The 19,850-nt window shown below is 67.4% G+C and carries 17 protein-coding genes; 8 read left to right on the top strand and 9 right to left on the bottom strand.

Annotated features, from left to right (window positions below):
• Window positions 1–18: 18 nt before the first annotated feature.
• Window positions 19–1,503: an MFS transporter gene (locus NV2_RS09360; protein ID WP_067871141.1), complete on the bottom strand. Its 1,485-nt coding sequence runs from the start codon at window positions 1,501–1,503 to the stop codon at window positions 19–21.
• A 279-nt stretch (window positions 1,504–1,782) separates the two neighbouring features.
• On the opposite strand from NV2_RS09360, the gene NV2_RS09355 reads away from it, so the two are divergent.
• The 5 genes from NV2_RS09355 (at window position 1,783) to NV2_RS09335 (ending at window position 5,093) form a co-directional block, all read left to right on the top strand.
• A complete protein-coding gene (locus NV2_RS09355) occupies window positions 1,783–2,448 on the top strand; it encodes a TetR/AcrR family transcriptional regulator (protein WP_067871140.1) in 666 nt (221 codons plus the stop codon).
• Between the two features lie 22 nt (window positions 2,449–2,470).
• Window positions 2,471–3,388 (top strand): TauD/TfdA dioxygenase family protein, encoded by a 918-nt coding sequence (locus tag NV2_RS09350; RefSeq protein ID WP_067871139.1) that lies wholly within the window; start codon window positions 2,471–2,473, stop codon window positions 3,386–3,388.
• A complete protein-coding gene (locus tag NV2_RS09345; protein ID WP_067871138.1) occupies window positions 3,375–3,788 on the top strand; it encodes a YidH family protein in 414 nt (137 codons plus the stop codon). The genes NV2_RS09350 and NV2_RS09345 overlap by 14 nt, the downstream gene beginning before the upstream one ends.
• On the top strand, window positions 3,785–4,096 hold the full coding sequence (locus tag NV2_RS09340; RefSeq protein ID WP_067871137.1) for a DUF202 domain-containing protein: 312 nt from the start codon (window positions 3,785–3,787) through the stop codon (window positions 4,094–4,096). Before NV2_RS09345 ends, NV2_RS09340 begins: the two co-directional genes overlap by 4 nt.
• 226 nt (window positions 4,097–4,322) lie before the next feature.
• Entirely contained in the window at window positions 4,323–5,093 is a 771-nt protein-coding gene (locus NV2_RS09335; RefSeq protein ID WP_067871136.1) for an SDR family NAD(P)-dependent oxidoreductase, read from the top strand.
• Window positions 5,094–5,164: 71 nt separating this feature from the next.
• Here NV2_RS09335 and ilvC read toward each other — a convergent pair whose 3' ends face one another.
• The 3 genes from ilvC to NV2_RS09320 all read right to left on the bottom strand — a co-directional run bounded on the left by ilvC (window position 5,165) and on the right by NV2_RS09320 (window position 8,737).
• A complete protein-coding gene (gene ilvC / locus NV2_RS09330; RefSeq protein ID WP_067871135.1) occupies window positions 5,165–6,178 on the bottom strand; it encodes a ketol-acid reductoisomerase in 1,014 nt (337 codons plus the stop codon).
• Between the two features lie 121 nt (window positions 6,179–6,299).
• Window positions 6,300–6,803 carry an acetolactate synthase small subunit gene (gene ilvN, locus NV2_RS09325; protein ID WP_067871134.1) on the bottom strand — a complete coding sequence of 168 codons (504 nt, stop codon included), beginning with the start codon at window positions 6,801–6,803 and terminating at the stop codon, window positions 6,300–6,302.
• Window positions 6,800–8,737, bottom strand: coding sequence for an acetolactate synthase large subunit (locus NV2_RS09320; protein ID WP_067871133.1), 1,938 nt, complete (start codon window positions 8,735–8,737; stop codon window positions 6,800–6,802). Before NV2_RS09320 ends, ilvN begins: the two co-directional genes overlap by 4 nt.
• A 402-nt stretch (window positions 8,738–9,139) precedes the next feature.
• Here NV2_RS09320 and NV2_RS32660 point away from each other — a divergent pair, with 402 nt between their 5' ends.
• Window positions 9,140–9,721: a PH domain-containing protein gene (locus NV2_RS32660; protein WP_084474213.1), complete on the top strand. Its 582-nt coding sequence runs from the start codon at window positions 9,140–9,142 to the stop codon at window positions 9,719–9,721.
• Between the two features lie 316 nt (window positions 9,722–10,037).
• The gene (gene ilvD / locus NV2_RS09310) at window positions 10,038–11,897 is read left to right on the top strand and encodes a dihydroxy-acid dehydratase (protein ID WP_067871132.1); all 1,860 of its coding nucleotides are present in this window, start codon (window positions 10,038–10,040) and stop codon (window positions 11,895–11,897) included.
• Window positions 11,898–12,205: 308 nt separating this feature from the next.
• On the opposite strand, the gene NV2_RS09305 is transcribed toward ilvD, so the two are convergent.
• Both NV2_RS09305 and NV2_RS09300 read right to left on the bottom strand, forming a co-directional pair.
• The gene (locus tag NV2_RS09305; protein ID WP_067871131.1) at window positions 12,206–12,649 is read right to left on the bottom strand and encodes a nuclear transport factor 2 family protein; all 444 of its coding nucleotides are present in this window, start codon (window positions 12,647–12,649) and stop codon (window positions 12,206–12,208) included.
• A 34-nt stretch (window positions 12,650–12,683) separates the two neighbouring features.
• A complete protein-coding gene (locus tag NV2_RS09300) occupies window positions 12,684–13,526 on the bottom strand; it encodes a DoxX family protein (RefSeq protein WP_067871130.1) in 843 nt (280 codons plus the stop codon).
• A gap of 111 nt (window positions 13,527–13,637) precedes the next feature.
• Between NV2_RS09300 and NV2_RS09295 the strand changes: the two genes are divergently transcribed.
• Window positions 13,638–14,765 (top strand): PQQ-dependent sugar dehydrogenase, encoded by a 1,128-nt coding sequence (locus NV2_RS09295; protein ID WP_067871129.1) that lies wholly within the window; start codon window positions 13,638–13,640, stop codon window positions 14,763–14,765.
• Window positions 14,766–14,912: 147 nt separating this feature from the next.
• On the opposite strand, the gene gatB is transcribed toward NV2_RS09295, so the two are convergent.
• From gatB to NV2_RS09280, 3 genes are all read right to left on the bottom strand, one after another.
• The gene (gatB, locus tag NV2_RS09290) at window positions 14,913–16,424 is read right to left on the bottom strand and encodes an Asp-tRNA(Asn)/Glu-tRNA(Gln) amidotransferase subunit GatB (RefSeq protein ID WP_067871128.1); all 1,512 of its coding nucleotides are present in this window, start codon (window positions 16,422–16,424) and stop codon (window positions 14,913–14,915) included.
• Window positions 16,425–16,558: 134 nt separating this feature from the next.
• The gene (locus NV2_RS09285) at window positions 16,559–19,051 is read right to left on the bottom strand and encodes an ABC transporter permease (protein WP_067871127.1); all 2,493 of its coding nucleotides are present in this window, start codon (window positions 19,049–19,051) and stop codon (window positions 16,559–16,561) included.
• The gene (locus NV2_RS09280; protein ID WP_067871126.1) at window positions 19,048–19,797 is read right to left on the bottom strand and encodes an ABC transporter ATP-binding protein; all 750 of its coding nucleotides are present in this window, start codon (window positions 19,795–19,797) and stop codon (window positions 19,048–19,050) included. Before NV2_RS09280 ends, NV2_RS09285 begins: the two co-directional genes overlap by 4 nt.
• Window positions 19,798–19,850 lie beyond the last annotated feature (53 nt).

Here is a 19,850-nt window from a genome sequence, read left to right as displayed (position 1 = left end):
GTCGAGTCGGACGGTCGGTCAGTGGGCCGGGCTGACGGCGCGCTCGGGTGTCACCGTCTCGTCGAGCCCGCCGGTGGCGGGTTTACGGCCGTGCCGCATCAGCCCGGCGACGACGACACCGACGACGCCGACGGCACCGGCCCACAGGAAGCCCTGAGTCAGGGCGGAATCGGCATAGAGCGCGGCGTGGGTCTGTTGATTCACCGCTGCGACGTGGTGCGACATCACCACACCGGTGAGAGTCACCGACACGGCCGATACGAGCTGCATGCTCACCCCGGCGATCGAGGTGCCGACCCCGCTGTCCGCGGCCGGCAGCGAGTCCTGCACGAGATTCGCGTTGGACGAGTGCAGGAAGCCGACGGCGAAACCTACGAGGGCGCTCAAGATCCCCACCTGCCACTGCACCGTGAGCAGCTGCGAGCCGAGCACCATCGCGCAGAGGAACAGGACGCCCGCACCGAGCAGCACCTGCCGGGCACCGAATCGCTTGGCGAGCCAGCCGCCGAGCGGGCCCGCGAACATGCCGACGATTCCCATCGGGCAGGTCCACAGCGCGTATTCCGTGGCGGAGAGACCCGCGCCGTACGAAATTCCGGGCAGCCCGGCGGGGGTCTCCAGCAGGGTCGGCATGAGCATCGAGTGCGCGTTCATCATGTACGACACACAGGCCACGGCCAGGATCGTCGGCCCGAAGCGGGGACCGAACAGAATCTTCAGGTCGATCAGTGGATGGGGCGCGACGCGTTGCCAGGCTACGAATCCCACCAGCATCACCGCGCCGACCACGACCAGCGCGAGGGTGCTACCCGAACTCCATCCCCAACTCTGTCCCTTGGTGACCGCCAGCAGCAGGATCGCGACACCGGGACCGAGCAGCGCGGTGCCCAGGTAGTCCACGGGCCGGTCGGCCCGCGCCGGGGTTTCGGGAACGACGAGCCAGTAGATCGGCAACAGGATCCCGACGTAGATCGCCATGAACCAGAAGATCCCCGCGAACCCGAAACCGTCGATCAGCCAGCCCGCGATGAAGGGTCCGGCGAGAGCGGACATACCGATACCCGTCGCCACGGTGCCGAGAGCGACCGGAACGAAGTCCCGCGGCATGATTTCGCGTACCAGACTGTAGGACAGCGCGACGATGCCGACGAGCGCGCCCTGCATGGCACGGCCCACGAGCAGCACGGTGAACGAGCCGGCCAGCGCGCAGATCACGCTGCCGGCCACGAAGACGACACCGAGGATCAGGATGATCCGCCGTTTGCCCCAGCGGTCGGAGGCCTTGCCCATCAACGGCACCGATGTCGCTCCGGCCAAGGTCACGATGGAGATCGCCCAGGCGATGTTCAGGGTGTCGTAGGCCTTCGCCATATGCGGCATCGCGGGGTAGACCATCAGGATTTCGAAGGTTGCGATCTCCGAGAACAGGATGATCACCGCGAGTACGGCGAAGAGCCGACGCTTCGGCACAGGTCCGTGGGCCGGATTCAAATCTAGCGCCATCGTGGTCCTTTGTTCGCAGGGTGTGCCGGGGCGGCGAGCCCGCATGGGCGGCACGGAGAAGTAGTGAAGTTCGCGAATCGGCGGGGATGCCCGGCCTCGAAATGGGGACCGTAGTCACATCTGCCGATGATGGCGCTGCGCGGGTCCCACTCAGCGGCACGAGCGTCGCCGGCCATCGATCGGCATCAGAGTAGCGCGAAAGCCGCAGTAAGAGAACGAATTAGAAAATTTAAGTCAGTGTCTTGACGAATAAGACACTGACTTATACTGTCGACGGGTATGACAGGTGTCGACGGCGCCAAGGCCGCGATGATAGAAGCGGCGGAACGATTGTTCGCCGAGCACGGCGTCGACGACGTCTCCATGCGAGACGTCGCCGCGGCCGCCGGGCAACGCAACAACTCGGCGGTGCAATACCACTTCAACGGCCGAGACGGTCTGCTGCGTGAAGTGTTCCGCAACCGGATGACCGATATCAACCAGGCCCGGCACCTCTACCTGGCGGAGATCGACCGCGACGGGCGCGGCGACGATGTTCGTGCGCTGGTCGAAGCCGGACTCCTGCCGCTCACCAGGTTCCTCGGATCGGCGCCGGAGGGCAGCCACTACGCACGCTTCATCGCTCGCGTCGCACCCACCGTCGAATTCTTCGGCGCGGATTTCGACGAGACCGCAGACGCCAACCTCGAGGTGGTGAAGCGCCTGGTTCGCGCGCTCGACCATCTCCCCCGGCGCACCGCGCGCGAACGGGTGGAACTGATGTTCAACATGGTCGTCTCGGCCCTCGCCGTCTTCGAGCAGCGACGCGCGGAAGGCCGCCCGGCCACGAAGACGACCTTCGACGACACCGTCGACCACCTGATCGACATGGCTGTGGGCTCGTTGTCCGCCGCCGACAGCAGACGGGCCGGCCGCCGGCGACGAGCCTCCGCCGGCACCCGTTGATTCACTACCCGAAGGGTGCACCATGACTACACTCACCTCGTCGCGCACTGTCGAAATCGGTGACCACAGCATCGAATTCGGCCCGCGCGGCCTGCGCCGCAATCCCGAGACGTTCCAGCCGCCGGAATATCGCCTGATCGATCTGCACCCGGTCACGCCGTTCATCGGCGCCGAGGTGCGTGGCGTCGACCTGCGCGAGCCGAGCGACGACGTGATCGCGGAATTGAAATCCGCACTGCTCGAATGGAAGGTGCTGTTCTTCCGCGATCAGGACATCACCGGAACTCAGCACCGCGACTTCGCGCAGCACTGGGGCGAGCTCGAGGTGCACCCACTCCTGCCGCAGGGCGAGGTTCCTTCGGTGGTCCGCTTCGAACGCGGCGAGGACAGTCCCGGAACCGAGAACATCTGGCATGTCGATGTGACCTGGCAGCAGCGCCCACCACTCGGATCGATCCTTCGCTCGATCGACGTGCCGCCCGCCGGTGGCGACACCCTGTGGGCGGATATGGGCAATGCCTACGATTGCCTGTCCGACGAGGTGAAGGCCCGGATCGACGGCCTCGACGCGGTGCACGACTTCATGCCTTCCTTCGGTCGCTCGATGGCGCCCGAACAGCAGGAACGAATGCAGCAGCAGTATCCGCCGGTGCGGCATCCGATCGTGCGCACTCACCCCGAAACCGGACGCAAGACCCTGTTCGTGAACAGTCTGTTCACCACCCACATCCCCGACCTCGAGCCGGCTGAGGGCAACCGCCTGCTTCAGCACCTGTTCGACCAGGCCAAGGTTCCCGATTTTCAATGCCGCTTCCGCTGGCAGCCGAATTCCATTGCGTTCTGGGACAATCGGGCAACCCAGCACTATGCCGCCAGCGATTATTTCCCGCACCGTCGGGTCATGGAGCGCGTGGCCATTCTCGGCGATGTGCCCCGCTGAGCTCACCACCACCCGCACGCAGGGCGCCGGCCCGGCCACGCGGCGACGATGGCGTCCCCGCGCGTTACGCGACGGCGACGATCCGGATCCCCGGTTCACTCTTGCGAACGAACGCACCTTCCTCGCCTGGCTGCGAACTGCGATGGGTTTGGTGGCCGGCGCCGTCGGATTCGAGGCCATCGGTGACGAAATCGTCGGCGCCGCAGCACAACTGGTACTCGTCACGGGCATGCTCGCCGGTGCGGCGGTGGTCGCGGGATTCGCATTCCTGCGATGGCTCGGTGTCGAGCGCGCGATGCGCACCGGGGCGAGCCTGCCGGTTCCCGCCCTGGGCGCGCTGCTGGCAGCACTGGTCGGTGCCGTCGCGCTCGGCATGCTGGTACTGCTGACGGTCGGATGAGTACCGAGGCGCGTGCCGACCCCGGTCTGCAGCCGGAACGCACGACGCTGGCGCGGGTGCGGACCGCGGCGTCCTTCGCAGCACTCGGGGCACTGTGCGTGCGGTTCCTGCCCGCGGCCGTGGGGATCGCGATGCTGGGCGGCGCGACCGTACTGCTCGCCTGCACACTGCGCCGCCATCGACGGGTGTGCGCGGAGTTCGAGCAGGGGTACGTGCGCCCGGACTGGTGGTGGAATGTGTTCCTGGTGCTGGCGGTGTTCTTCGCGACGGGAGCAGCGGCGCTGCACGTAGTGGGCGAGGCACTGTGAGGGGGCTGCGGATACGGTGCGGTGCTCGAACCTAGGGATGCGCACGGGTATCGCGCCGGATGCTCCGGGCCCATTCGAATCCGAGATTCGGTGCCACGGCCGACAAGCTCGACCGCTCACCGAAACCGCCGCCGTGTGCTCCGCCGCGGGCACTGGTAGAACCGACCGTGACCGTTGTCGACTGTTCGACCGGCCACGTACCCCCACGACAGGAAGGCCGCCACCAGTGGATCGCAGCTCATTTCAGAAACTGTTCGACCTGAGCGGGCGCACCGCGATCGTCACAGGAGGCACCCGGGGTATCGGGCTCGCGCTGGCCGAAGGGCTGGCCTGCGCCGGAGCGAATGTCGTTGTGGCGAGCCGGAAACCGGAGGCGTGCGACAAGGCCGCCGAACGGATGCGGGAACTGGGCGCCGAGGCGCTCGGGGTACCGACGCATCTGGGTGAGGTCGATGCGTTGCAGGCGCTGGTGGCCACGACCGTCGAGACCTTCGGCGGGGTCGATATCGTGATCAACAACGCCGCGAATGCGCTCACTCAGCCGCTGGAAAGCATGCAGCCGGCCGCGGTGGACAAATCCTTCGCGGTGAACGTGCAGGGCCCGGTATTTCTCGTGCAGGCCGCGCTCCCCTATCTGAAGCAGAGCGAGCATGCCGCGGTGCTGAACTTCGGTTCGATCGGTGCGTTCGGATTCTCGGGCGGCCTCGCGATGTATTCGGCGGGTAAGGCGGCGCTGTTGTCGTTCACTCGCTCGATGGCCGCCGAATTCGCCGCTGACGGCATCCGGGTCAATGCCGTCACCCCCGGCGCATTCGACACCGATATGGTCCGCAACAATCCGACCGAGGTCGTCGAGGCAATGGCCGCCGCACCACTGCTGCGCCGGCTCGGCACCCCGGACGAGCTGGTCGGCACCATGCTGCTGTTGTGCTCGGACGCAGGCAGTTTCATCACCGGCCAGACCTTCGTGGTCGACGGCGGAACCATGCCGCGCTGACGCAGCACACGGCACGAGGGCCCGCTCGCACCTGGCGAACGGGCCCTCGACAGTCCGAAAGACCGTGAAGCTTACGCGGTTTCGGTGATCGGCCGGTCGACCCAGCTCATCAGGTCGCGCAGCTTCTTGCCGGTGACCTCGATCGGGTGCTCGGCGTTCTGCTTACGCAGCCCCTCGAGCTCCTTGTTGCCGCCCTCGACGTTGGCGACCAGACGCTTGACGAAGGTGCCGTCCTGGATGTCCTTCAGGATCGCTTCCATGCGCTTCTTGGTGTCGGCGTCGATGACCCGCGGGCCCGACAGGTAGCCACCGAACTCGGCGGTGTCGGAGACCGAGTAGTTCATCCGGGCGATGCCACCCTCGTACATGAGGTCGACGATCAGCTTCAGCTCGTGCAGCACCTCGAAGTAGGCCATCTCCGGCGCGTAACCGGCCTCGACCATGACCTCGAAACCGGTCTTGACCAGTTCCTCGGTACCACCGCAGAGGACGGCCTGCTCACCGAACAGGTCGGTTTCGGTCTCTTCCTTGAAGGTGGTCTTGATGACGCCGGCGCGGGTGCCGCCGATGCCCTTGGCGTAGGACAGAGCCAGGGCCTGGCCCTCACCCTTCGGGTCCTGGTCGACGGCGATCAGGGCCGGGACGCCCTTGCCGTCGACGAACTGGCGGCGCACCAGGTGGCCGGGCCCCTTGGGCGCGACCATGCCGACCGTCACGTTGGCCGGGGCCTTGATCAGGTCGAAGTGGATGTTGAGACCGTGGCCGAAGAACAGCGCGTTGCCGTCGGTCAGGTTCGGCTCGATATCGGTGGTGAAGATCGACGCCTGCGCGGTGTCGGGGGCGAGCAGCATGATGACGTCGGCCCACTCCGAAACCTCGGCGGGGGTGCCGACGGTCAGGCCGGCCTCTTCGGCCTTGGCCCGCGACTTGGAGCCCTCCTTGAGGCCGATGCGCACCTCGACGCCGGAGTCGCGCAGGCTCAGCGAGTGCGCGTGCCCCTGGGAGCCGTAGCCGATCACAGCGACCTTGCGGCCCTGGATGATCGACAGATCGGCATCGTCGTCGTAGAACATCTCGACTGCCACTGGTTTGGTATCCCTTCCGGATCATCCCCGCTCGTACGGGGAATCTAAATGCGATTTTGTTCGATATGGTCGAGCCCCGCGCTACCGGGAGGCCCGACGCCGACTGTCGATCCCGACTGATCTAGCGGGTCGCCGTGATCGACTTGGGGCCGCGGCCGACGGCCACGACTCCGGACTGCACGATCTCACGGATTCCGTACGGTTCCAGCATCCGCAGCAGCGCTTCGAGTTTCGACCGGGTGCCGGTCGCCTCGATGGTCAACGCGTCCGGTGACACGTCGATGACCTTAGCCCGGAACAGGTTGGCCGATTCGATCACCTGGGTGCGCACACTGGCGTCGGCGCGCACCTTCACCAGGATCAGTTCGCGGGCCACCGACGCGTCGGCGTCCTGCTCCACGATCTTGATGACGTTCACCAGCTTGTTGAGTTGCTTGGTGACTTGCTCGAGCGGCAGGTCCTCGACGGTGACGACGATGGTCATCCGCGAGATGTCCTTCACCTCGGTGCCGCCGACCGCAAGCGATTCGATATTGAATCCACGCCGGGAGAACAGGCTCGCCACCCGGGCCAGCACGCCGGGCTTGTCCTCCACCAGCACGCTGAGGGTATGGGTGGTGCTCACAAGTTACTTCCCTTCTCATTCCCCTCGCGGGCCATCGCCTCGTGGATGACGGCCGGCTCCGCGACCTGCTCGTCGTCGTCGAACAGCGGGCGGATACCGCGCGCAGCCATGATCTCGTCGTTGGAGGTTCCGGAAGGGACCATCGGCCACACCTGCGCGTCCTTGCCGACGATGAAGTCGATCACCACGGGGCGGTCGTTGATCGACTGCGCCTCGCGGATCGCGGCCTCGACGTCTTCTTCCTTCTCCACCCGAATGCCGTGGCAGCCCAGCGCCTCGGCGAGCTTCACGAAGTCGGGGATGCGCAGGGTGTGGGTGCCCAGATCGGTGTTGGAGTAGCGCTGCTCGTAGAACAGGGTCTGCCACTGCCGGACCATGCCGAGGTTGCCGTTGTTGATCAGCGCGACCTTGATCGGCACAGCCTCGACGGCGCAGGTGGCCAATTCCTGATTGGTCATCTGGAAGCAGCCGTCACCGTCGACCGCCCACACCTCTTTGTCCGGCGCGCCCATCTTGGCGCCCATCGCGGCGGGCACCGAGTAGCCCATAGTGCCCAGGCCACCGGAGTTCAGCCAGGTGCGCGGCTTCTCGTACTTCACGAACTGCGCGGCCCACATCTGGTGCTGACCGACACCGGCAACGTAGATCGCGTCGGGTCCGGCGAGCCGGCCCAGCGTTTCGATGACGTACTCCGGCGACAGCGAACCGTCGGAGGTGGGGCCGTAGCCGAGCGGGAACTGCTCGCGGATGCCGCCGAGGTAGGTCCACCACGCCGACAGCTCCAGCAGCGGCGCCTCGGCACCGGTGAAGATCGGATCGGACTTGAGGGTTTCGATCAGTTCGGTGATGACCTCGCGGCAGTCGCCCACGATCGGGACGTCGGCGTGCCGGTTCTTACCGATCTCGGCCGGGTCGATATCGGCGTGGATGACCTTCGCATTCGGGGCGAAGGAATCCAGCTGGCCGGTGACGCGGTCGTCGAAACGCGCGCCGAGGGTGATGAGCAGATCCGACTTCTGCAGGGCGGCGACCGCACCGACGGTGCCGTGCATACCGGGCATCCCCATGTTGAGGGTGTGGCTGTCGGGGAAGGCGCCACGCGCCATCAGCGTGGTGACCACCGGAATGCCGGTCAGCTCGGCCAGCTCCAGCAACTCCGGCGAAGCCTCGGCCTTGATCACACCGCCACCGACGTACAGCACCGGCGTCTTGGCCTCGGCGATCAGCCGCGCGGCCTCCCGCACCTGCTTACCGTGCGGTTTGGTGACCGGACGATAGCCGGGCAGCCGCATCTCCGGCGGCCAGCTGAAGGTGGTCTGGGCCTGCAGCACATCCTTGGGGATGTCGACCAGCACCGCACCCGGACGACCCGAGGACGCCAGGTGGAAGGCTTCGGCGATGATGCGCGGGATGTCGATCGCATCGTTGACCAGGAAGTTGTGCTTGGTGCACGCCATCGTGATGCCGGAGATGTCGGCTTCCTGGAAGGCGTCGGTCCCGATCAGGCCGCGCGCGACCTGGCCGGTGATCGCGACCAGCGGCACCGAATCCATCTGCGCATCGGCGATCGGCGTGACCAGGTTCGTCGCGCCGGGGCCGGATGTGGCCATACACACACCGACCTTGCCGGTGGCCTGCGCGTAACCGGTCGCCGCATGACCGGCGCCCTGCTCGTGCCGGACCAGGACGTGACGGACTCGGGTGGAATCGAAGAGCGGGTCGTAGACGGGGAGGACCGCACCGCCGGGAATGCCGAATACGGTGTCGGCACCGAGCTCCTCGAGGGAACGGACGACCGACTGTGCGCCGGTCACCTTCTCGGGCGGGACCTGGCGGCGATTTCCGGCCACCGCGGATGCCGCGGGAGCCGGCGATGTAGCCGAGGGCGCTGGCCTGCGAGCCGAGGGCCCTGGCCGTGCTGTTGGTGCGCTCACCGTCTTTTTCCTCACTGCTTGTCGTTCACCCGGCCCTGGCGCCGGCGCGAACACTGTCTGAACACAACTTGTCCGAACACAAAAAAGCCCCCGTCAGCCAGTGGCTGAGCGAGGGTGGCGCGTCGCAGTTGCGAGCTGACGTATCGACCTCGAGTCGTCAGGCTCAGCGCTGGACGCGCCGGCCGATTACGAGAAGCTCGTTTCGATTCACGCACTCGACGGTATGCGCGCGTGAGTCGATGAGTCAAGTTACTTGACCAGTCGGTGTCTCATTATGTGAGACGGGGCGGTTCGAGTGTCGCTTCACCATGATGCGAGGATGGGGGTGTGTCATCGCCGCAGCAGTCCGTGCCACCAGCTCAATCGTCCCACACCACGGAGTCGGGAACCGATACGGGGCGTGTGATCAGTATCCCTCGACTCGGGCACCTGGCCGTCTTTCTGCTGCTGTTCTGCGTAGCGTTCCCGTTCTTCGGATGGCCACAGGTGCTCTGGTTCCTGTTCGCGATCCCGATCGCCGCCGCCTGGTGGGTGGAGCGCACCCGCACCACGGTATCCGCCGCGGGACTGGACCTGCGTACAGCGTTCGGCTCCCGGCACGTCGACTGGTCGCAGGTGCGGGGACTGCGCATCCCCAAGCGCGGTTTCGTGCGCGTACACCTCACCGACGACTCCGAGACGGCACTGCCCGCAGTGGGCTACGACCGGCTGAAGGACCTGGTCGCGGCCTCGGGCGGACGCATCCCGGACCCGTTCGCGAAGGCCGAGGCACGGGAGGAGCCGGAGCAGGCACCGGCAGGGCATACACAGGCAGCGCAGGATTCGACGGGGCCGGGCGAACAGAGCGTGGCAGACACCACCGAGACGAACAACACAGACACAGAGACCAGCAACACAGCGGCCAGCGGCACCAACACCACCACCGGAGAGGGCGACACCAGCTCCGCGAGTACCGGCTCGACCGAGCCCGAAGGCACGCGCTGACGTCTCACCTCTGTATCCGCCCACCTGGCGGACCGTTCAGCCGCGGAGCACGGACCGGCGCAGCGCGGCGCTGCTTCGTTCGGCGACCACGAGGTCGGCCCAGCGGAGGACCGGAGTAACGTCGAGGTGCCGAACAGACGCTCTGCTTTCGGCGGAGGCTCTGCGCCGACCACCATCGGCGAGACGCTCGACACGGCGGCCGATCAGCCCTCGGTCCCGACACCGGAGACCACCGGACGAGCACCGCACCGATGAGCAGAGCCGCCGCGACACAGCAGAGCAGCTCCCGCGAGCCGACCCACCGAGGATCAATTTCATGCCACCGCTTCGCTCACGCACGACCACCGCCGGACGTAATGCCGCAGGCGCACGCGCACTCTGGCGGGCCACCGGCCTCACCGACTCCGATTTCGGGAAGCCGATCGTCGCGATCGCGAACTCCTACACACAGTTCGTGCCCGGCCATGTCCACCTCAAGGACGTCGGCGAGATCGTGGCCGATGCGGTCCGCGCCGCCGGCGGTGTACCGCGCGAATTCCACACCATCGCTGTCGACGACGGTATCGCCATGGGCCACGGCGGCATGCTGTACTCGCTGCCCAGCCGCGAGATCATCGCCGACTCGGTGGAGTACATGGCCAACGCCCACACCGCTGACGCGCTGGTGTGTATCTCCAACTGCGACAAGATCACCCCCGGCATGCTCAATGCCGCCATGCGGCTCAACATCCCGGCGGTGTTCGTCTCCGGCGGACCGATGGAGGCCGGTAAGGCCGTGGTCGTCGATGGTGTCGCCCAGGCACCGACCGACCTGATCACCGCCATCTCCGCCAGCGCCTCCGGCCAGGTCAGCGACGAGGGCCTCAGCGAGGTCGAGCGCAGCGCGTGCCCCACCTGCGGCTCCTGCTCCGGGATGTTCACCGCCAACTCGATGAACTGCCTCACCGAGGCATTGGGACTGGCACTGCCGGGCAACGGTTCCACCCTGGCCACCCATGCCGCCCGCCGCGCGCTGTTCGAGCGGGCCGGCAGCACCATCGTCGACATCGCAACCCGCTGGTACCGCGACGACGACGAGTCGGTGCTGCCGCGGAACGTCGCGAACGCCAAGGCCTTCCGTAATGCGATGGCCCTCGATGTCGCGATGGGTGGCTCCACCAACACCGTGCTGCACACCCTCGCCGCCGCCCAGGAAGGTGAGATCGATTTCGATCTCGACACCATCGACGAGATCTCGCGCCGAGTGCCGTGCCTGTCGAAGGTGGCCCCCAACTCCGACTACCACATGGAAGACGTGCACCGTGCGGGCGGCATTCCCGCCATCCTCGGCGAGCTGCGCCGTGGTGGGCTGCTGGAAACCGAGGTCAGCACCGTGCACACCGCCACCCTCGACGAGTGGCTCGACACCTGGGACATCCGTTCCGGCAAGGCATCCGAACAAGCTCTCGAGCTGTTCCATGCCGCACCGGGCGGGGTGCGCACCACCGAGCCCTTCTCGACCGACAATCGCTGGTCGTCGCTGGATACCGATGCCGACGGCGGATGCATCCGCGATATCGCGCACGCGTACACCGTCGAGGGCGGGCTGTGCGTGCTGCGCGGCAATGTCGCCCTCGACGGCGCCATCCTCAAGACCGCCGGAATCGACGAGGACCTGTTCACCTTCGAGGGCCCGGCCGTCGTGCTGGAATCCCAGGAAGATGCCGTGTCGGCGATCCTCGGCAAGAAGATCCAGCCGGGCGACGTGGTCGTCATCCGCTACGAGGGCCCCGCGGGCGGCCCGGGCATGCAGGAGATGCTGCACCCCACCTCGTTCCTGAAGGGCCTCGGCCTGGGCAAGGTGTGCGCGCTGATCACCGACGGCCGCTTCTCCGGCGGCACCTCGGGGCTGTCGATCGGCCACATCTCCCCCGAGGCTGCCAGCGGCGGCGCCATCGGACTCGTCGAGGACGGGGACCGCATCCGCATCGATGTGCACACCCGCGCACTGGAACTGCTGGTCGACGACGAGGTGCTGGCCGAGCGCCGCGCCAAGATGGACGCCCGGGAACGGCCGTGGCAGCCGGTGAACCGCGACCGCCCGGTCACCACCGCACTGCGCGCGTACGCGGCGCTGGCGACGTCGGCAGACAAGGGCGCAGTCCGCCAAGTGCCGGACCGCCACTCCGCGAATTAAGCGTGCTGTACCGCCTCTCCGCGAATCAAGCGTGCCGTGGAGTGCGAGGAGACTCGGGTGTCGGTCTTACGTTCAGTGGTCGGCTGAGTTCTGGGGGTACCCGGTGAGTTACCCATGTGCGTGCGAAATCAGTTGTCACGTGGCGTAGCGAATCAACTGCTCGGGGCAGCCGCTGAAGGGCGCGATACTCGGCGGCTTCGGATACATGCAGTGCATCACTCGGGTGCGGCAGGGCCGTCCCTCTCGGTGGGGGACGACCCTTCTCGGTGGGGCCGCCGAAGTCAGCGCACAGAATTACAGCCGCACCTCTAGCTGCGCAAATGCTTGCTCAGGTCGCCGGTGAGGTCCATCTCCACGCGGCGGCGGGCGAAGGACCACGTGCCGTCTTTGCGGCGGAACTCGTCGTAGTACCGGCCGCTGACGATCGGCTGGAGTGGCTGGTCGGGCGCGGCCTGCAGGACCGTGAAGTACGAGCGGCTGGTGGCCGTGTCGGCTTCCTCGTCCACCTGGATCGACAGGTTGGTCACCAGGTGCTTGGTGCGGGGTGTGCCGTCGTCGTAGCGGATCACGGTGTCGGTCATCGTCTTCTCGACGGCCTCGCTGCCGGCCCGACCACCCTGGCTACCGCCGAACACTCCGTCGGCGAACAGCGCGCCGACGCCGGCGAAATCACCTTGATCGACACACAGTGCGTAATCGGCGATCAGGCTTTCGATCGCTCGGTAACTCGGGGGCTCGGCGATATTCGACATGCCGGGACTCTAGAACTTCCGGGGGTACGGCGTTCTAGAAAATCCCGATGAACGGGTTGCCGCCGTGCAGGAAGATCCAGCCGACGGCCGCCGCGGCCAATGCCAGGACGAAGGCGACGAGCGATCCCCACGAGGGACGCACCGCCCAGCCGCGGTTGCGGTCGAACGACAGCCGGCCGGGGCCGGTGAAGATGAGCGCGGCAGCCAGGCCACCGAGGATCGACTCCAATTCCACCGTCTTGTACTGGAAATCGGGTGCCATCCCCTGCTTCCACAACCACGCGTCGATGATCGAGGCCAGGACCGCACCGGCCGCCAGCGGTGTCGCCAGACCGAGAATGATCAGTGCGCCGCCGCCCACCTCGGACACGGTGAGCATCGCGGTGGACAGCTCGATATGTTTCCAGCCGCCTTGCTCCAGCATGGCGCGGGTGCCGTCCAGTCCCGGTCCGTGGAACCAGCCCGCCAGCTTCTGCAGGCCGTGGTAGAGGAACGTCAGGCCGATGACCAGGCGCAGGATGAGCAGGCCCAGATCCGTTGTTCCGCGACGGTATTCCCGCGTGCGGCGCAGCCGTTCGGTATCACCGGCCACCGGGGCGGGCGGAATGCTGGCGAAGGCGTAGGTGGGCTCGTCGTCAGCGGAGCCGGAGGTGAGCTTCGGCCCCTCGTGCTTACCCGGCTCCGACGACGACGGAACCTCCGGATCGAGCCCCAGGTCGTCCTCGGTGCGCGGAACGTCCTTACCCGCGGCCGGTTTCACCGACGGGAATTCGCCGGTCGGGTTGTCGTACGGGCTGTGTGCCGCCGGTCCGGTGGGGCCGCCGGTCGAGCCGGACGGTTCGTTCGATTCCGGTGGCTGGTTCGGCTTGTCGTTCACGGGCTCAGAGTATGACGTGTGGCGGCGCCGTGGGGGGTGTTGCACGGCGTGTCAGCTGCGGGCGCCGACCCCTACGAGCGTTCGCGGCGGTATTTCCGTAACGTTTGGGCAATGAGTGTGGTTGTCGTCGGCCGTGTCGCGTCGATCCTCGCCGTCACCGTCGGCCTGGTCGCCGGGTGTGCCGGCTTCGACGATTCCGCGTCCGGCCCGTTCTCCCCCGCACCGACCGTCGAGCCCGAGGGCCGCGGCCCCACCGACGAGCCGACCCCGCCACCGACCGGCCAGCGGCCGACCGGTCCGTGCATCGACCCCGACCCCGCGGTCGTGGTGTCGTGCCTGGACACCACCGGCGGGCTGACGGTGCTCCCCGGAGGTCAGCAGGCGCTGGTCACCGAACGCACCACCGGGCGCATCCTGAAAGTCACCGCCGTCGATCCCAGTCAGGCACCGCCGGAGCCGCAGGAGGTCGCCCGGGTGGATGTGGATGCCGCCGGTGACGGTGGGCTCACCGATGTGGCGCTGTCCCCGAGCTACGGCGAGGACGGGCTGATCTACGCCTACGTCACCACCGCCTCCGACAATCGCGTGGTGCGGATCGGATCGGGCGGTGACCCGAAGCCCATCCTGACCGGAATCCCGAAGGGCGCTACCGGCAATCACGGTGCCATCGACTTCGTCACTCCGACCACCATGGCGGTGCTGACCGGCAATGCGGGCGATCCGGGTGCGGCAGGCGATCCCGGTTCGCTGTCCGGCAAGCTGCTCGAGATCGACAATCCGGCGCCGGGCCACGCCGACCCGAAGGTGATGGCCTCCGGGGTCGGTTCCGCCGGTGACATCTGCCCCGACCACCAGGACACTGTCTGGTTCACCGACCGCACCGCCACCGAGGACCGGCTGCAGCGTCTGGCCGCCGACGGCACCGTCACCACCGGATGGACCTGGCCCGATAAACCGGGCGCCGGCGGATGCGCTGCCGCGGTCGACGGCGTGGCGGTCGCGATGTCGGGTGCCAAGGCCCTGGCCTTCGCCGACGCCGACCCGAAGACACACGCGATCACCACCACGCCGACGATGGTGGCGCAGAACAAGTACGGCTCCCTGGGCGGGGCGACCATGGGCGGCGACGGCAACGTATGGGTCGGGACCGTCAACAAGCCCGAGGCGCCCGGTCCCTTCGACGACCGAGTCGTGCGTATCCCACCGCCGCAGGGCGGCGCCGGGGGCGGACCGGACTAGCGCGCGGCCCCAGCACGTGGGCCGCCGGAACAGCGGCCCGCGCTGCGCTCCGGCGGCCGGGTTCGACGCGCATGCGTGTCCCGGCCGGGTTCTGGTTCAGCGTGTGCTGTTCGGGCGGGTTTCGCCCGAACAGCACAACAGCTCTGCTCAGGCAGCTCCGCAGGCGGCCAGCACCAGTTCGCGCACGCGGGCGGCGTCGGCTTGACCGCGGGTCGCCTTCATCACGTCGCCGACGATCTTGCCGGCGGCCTGTACCTTGCCGGAGCGGATCTTGTCGGCGATATCCGGATTCGCGGCCAGCGCCTTGTCCACCTCGGCCTGCAGCGCGGAGTCGTCGGACACCATGCCCAGGCCCTTGGCCTCCACGATCTGTCCCGGGTCGCCCTCACCGGCGAGGACGAAGTCCACGACCTGCCGGGCCACCTTGGAGTTGATGGTCTTGGCGTCGACCAGTGCGACCACCTCCGCGACCTGCTTCGGGCTGATCGGCAGATCCTCGAGCCCGACCTCGCGTTCCTTGGCCCGCTCGGTGAGGTAGTTGACCCACCAGGCCCGGGCGGCGTCGACCGAGGTTCCCGCATCGACGGTCGCGATGATCAGGTCCAGCGCGTCGGCATTGACCAGATCGCGGAACACCTCGTCGGACAGACCCCAGTCGGCCTGGATGCGGGCGCGGCGCAGCCACGGGTACTCGGGAATGGTCGCGCGCAGTTCCTCGACCCAGGCGGCGTCCGGGGCGACCGGTCGCAGATCCGGCTCGGGGAAGTAGCGGTAGTCCTCGGCGGATTCCTTGGGTCGGCCGGGCGAGGTGGTGCCGTCGGTCTCGTGGAAGTGGCGGGTCTCCATGACGATGGTGCCGCCGGCGGCGAGGATCGCGGCCTGACGACGCATCTCGAACCGGACGGCGACCTCGACGCTCCGCAGCGAGTTGACGTTCTTGGTTTCGGTGCGAGTACCGAATTCCGTTGCACCCTTGGGCATCAGCGAGACATTGGCGTCGCAGCGCAGCGAGCCCTGCTCCATCTTCACATCGGAGACGTCGAGCGATTTCAGCACCTCGCGCAGCGCGGTGACATACGCGCGAGCGACCTCCGGGGCACGCTCGCCGGCACCGGTGACCGGCTTGGTGACGATCTCGATCAGCGGCACACCCGCCCGGTTGTAGTCCAGCAGCGAGTGGCTCGCGCCGTGGATACGACCGGTGGCGCCACCCACGTGCAGCGACTTACCGGTGTCCTCCTCCATATGGGCGCGTTCGATATCGACCCGGAAGGTGGAGCCGTCGTCGAGCACCACGTCGAGGTAGCCCTCGGTGGCGATCGGTTCGTCGTACTGGCTGATCTGGTAGTTCTTCGGCTGGTCCGGGTAGAAGTAGTTCTTGCGCGCGAAGCGGCCCCACGGGGTGATCGAGCAGTTCAGCGCGAGACCGATGCGGATCGCCGACTCGACCGCCTGCTGGTTGACCACCGGCAGGGCGCCCGGCAGGCCGAGGCAGACCGGGCATACCTGGGTGTTCGGCTCGGCGCCGAAGGTCGTCGGGCACCCGCAGAACATCTTGGTCTCGGTGCCCAGTTCGACATGCACCTCCATGCCCAGCACCGGCTCGTACCGGTCGACGACGTCGGCATAGTCCATCAAGTCCACCGTGGGTGCAGTCATGTCTCCAGTTTATGTAAGGGCGGTGACTTCTCCGCGCCGCCCCGGGTTCACCGGCTTCGGCCGGATACGGCAAACCCCCGCGCGGCCGGTAATCGACCGCGCGGGGGGTTCGTGGAGACCGCTATGGACGTCGATCAGTCGACAGCAATCGCCTCGATGATCGGCATGCGGGCCGCGCGCAACGACGGCGGAATCGAGCCGAGCAGCGCCAGGATCAACGCCGCGACCGCATAGACCACCAGCATCGGGCTGGGCTGGTAGACCACCTCGATGGTCAGCGCCTGTCCCATCGCGACCGTCGCCAGGTACTGCGTGGCCGCCCCCACCACCAGGCCCAGCAGGGCTCCGGTCAGGCCGATACCGGCCGCCTCGGTGAGCACTGTGCGCAACAGGAATCGGCGGCTGGTTCCCATGGCACGCAGCACACCCAGTTCGCGCCGGCGTTCCAGCACCGACAGCATCAGCGTGTTCAACAGTGCCGCCGTCGACACCAGCACCACGATCCACAGGATCGAACCCGACAGCGATGTCCCCTGTTTCACGCCCTCCGAGACCGCGTCGAGGGCTTGTGCGCCGGTGTCGACGTGCATTCCCGGTGGCACCACCGCCCGGATCGCGTCCATCACCCGGTCCTTGTCGGCCCCGGGCTCCATGGCGACGCCGAGCACCGTCTCACCGGGCCGCTCGTACCACTGGCGCAGCACCTCGAGGTCCATCAGCACGATGCCCGACAGCGCCGAGAAGTACGGGATCACCTTCAGTACCTCTACCGAGTGAATCCCGGTGGGGGTGGGCAGATCCACCCGCGCACCCTGCTCGGCGTGCAGTGACCGTGCCACATCGCGGGAGAGCACTACGCCCGCGCCGGTCGCCATCCGGTCCAGCACCTCGGGGCCCAGTCCGTCGAGCAGTGAGGAGCGGATGTTCGACTCGTAGGCCTGCAGCATCACCCGGTCACCGCCGACGGTGGCGAACGCCATCTGCCCCGAGCCCACCTGTGCGACTCCGGGCACCCGGCGCACCTGCTCCTTCAGGTCGGCGGGAAGCAACGGGCCGGTGGGGAATTGCGCCAGTGAGGTAGGGCTGACATACGCGTCGCGCTCCCCGAGGTCGGAGAACGAGTCCTTCGCCGAATCGACGAGATTCGCCGAGGCGCCGCCCATTCCGACGGTCGCGGTGACACCGATCATCACCGTCATCGCGGTAGCCCAGACCCGGCGCGGTGCCCGTTCGATGGTGGTAGCGCCCAATGCTCCGGGCGCACCGAAGATCCGGGCGATCGCCGCAGCCAGCTTCACCATCGGGCCCATCGCCGCGAAACACACACCGACCGCCCCCGCGATCGACAGCGAGATCGCGAGCAGCGACCCTCGTCCCAGGTCCGCGCGGGCGATGAAGACCGCTGCCACGATCATCGCCAGCCCACCGACCAGCGAGACCACCTTCAACCAGGGCCCGATCGCATCAGCCTTGCCGACCCCCACCGGCGCCAGTGCCTCGATCGGCTGCACCTTGTACACCTGCCGGGCCGCGATCGCCGCGGCCGCGACACTGGCCACCACACAGGCCGCGATCGCCACCGGAATCGCGTACCACGGCACGATGTACTCGGTGCGGGTTTCGACGGCGGCCATCATGGCCGACGGGATCTGATTGATCGAGGTGCGCCCGGCGAAGATACCGACCACCGAACCGATCGCGCCGCCGATCAGGCCGATGATCGCGGCCTCGGCGATCAGATCGCGCACCATGGGCCCGCGTCTGCCGCCGATGGCACGCAGCAGCGACAGCGTCGGGCGGCGTTGCGCCACCGCCATACTCATCGCGTTGTAGATCAGGAAGGCCGACACGATCAGGGCCGCGGCCGAGGCCATCGTGGTGGAGAACCGGACCAGTTGGATGGCGCCACCGGCCTGAGCGGCGCGCAGGCTGGGATCGGCCACCACGGCCCGACCACCGACCGCGTCGGTGAGTGCCGACCGCAGCGCAGCGATGTCGGCACCCGGTTCCGGGACGATCTGGACGGAGTCCAGCATTCCCGCGCGGCCCGCCAATTCCTGTGCGACGGGCAACGACGCGACCACGATATGGCCACTGTTGATCTTGTCGGCGGTGGCGTCGTCGATCACCCCGGCGACCGTCACCCGCGTCGAGCCGAGAGTGAAACTCTCCCCCTCGTGGTGGCCCAGTGCCGCGCCGACCAGAACCCCGTTGGGCACGGTCAGCAGCTTCACCGCTTGATCGCGCATGGCTCCGTCGAGGTCGCTGCCCAGTGCGGACACCGACGCGTCGGCGCCGATCAACAGAGTGTGGTCCTCGCTGAGACCGATACCGGTACGGATCATCGGCACCGCGGCCTGCACCCCGGGGACCTGCCGCACGGCGGGCAGGACGTCCTGACCGAATCCGCTCTCGGTGATTCCGGAGATCTCGAGCTGCGCCTTGCCGCCCAGTGCGGTCGTGAGTCGCTCCACCGAACCCGTCACCGAGCCGGAGATGCTGAGCACCGCCACCAGCAGTCCGGCCGATACCCCCATCACCGCCATCGACATCGCGGTGCGGCCCTTGTGGGTGAACAGTTCGCCGATATTGAACAGCCGCAGCCGATCCCAGCCGGCCGCGATCACGCGCGTATCACCTCGTCGCCGTCGCGAGCATCCTCGTCGCCGGAGTTCACGGCGGGCCGGCCGCGGCGCGCACCGGCCTCCTCGTTGGAACCGATCCGCCCGTCGCGCAGCGTGATCACCCGATCGCAGTACTCCACCGCGCTCATATCGTGCGTGACCATGACCACCGAATTGCCGGCGCCGCAGATATCGCCGAGCAGTTCCAGGATGGCGGCGCCGGTTTTGGTGTCGAGATTGCCGGTGGGCTCGTCGGCCAGGATCAGCGGCGGATCCATGATCAGCGAGCGTGCCACCGCGACCCGCTGCATCTGCCCACCCGACATCTCCGCCGGCCGGTGCTCGGCGCGATCGGCGAGCCCGACCCGGTCCAGCAGTTCCAGTGCGCGGGGTTTGGCCTTACGTAATCCGGTGCCGTCCAGCAGTTTCGGCACCGCGACGTTCTCCCACGCCGACAGTGTCGGGAGCAGGTTGAAGAACTGGAAGATGAACCCCACCCGGTGCCGGCGAAATTCCGACTGCCGGTTGTCGTCGAGGGTGCCGATCTCTTCGCCCTGAAAGGTGATCGATCCCGAATCCGGTGAATCCAGCGCACCGAGCAGATGCAGCAATGTGCTCTTTCCCGAGCCCGACGGGCCGATGATCGAGGTGAACTCGCCCGCCTCGATGCGCAGGCTCACCTTGTCGAGAGCGCGAACCCGCTGTTCACCCACGCGGTATTCCCGGACGATATCGGTCAATTCCAACATGGTGGTCGCCCCACCCACTTTCTGCTGTCGGTCCGGTTCCGGCGTGATTTCAC

It is taken from the genome of Nocardia vermiculata NBRC 100427 (assembly GCF_001613265.1).
Classification (GTDB): domain Bacteria; phylum Actinomycetota; class Actinomycetes; order Mycobacteriales; family Mycobacteriaceae; genus Nocardia; species Nocardia vermiculata.
The sequence above is the reverse complement of the archived record's forward strand: the minus strand, read 5'-3'. Positions and strand labels throughout refer to the sequence as shown.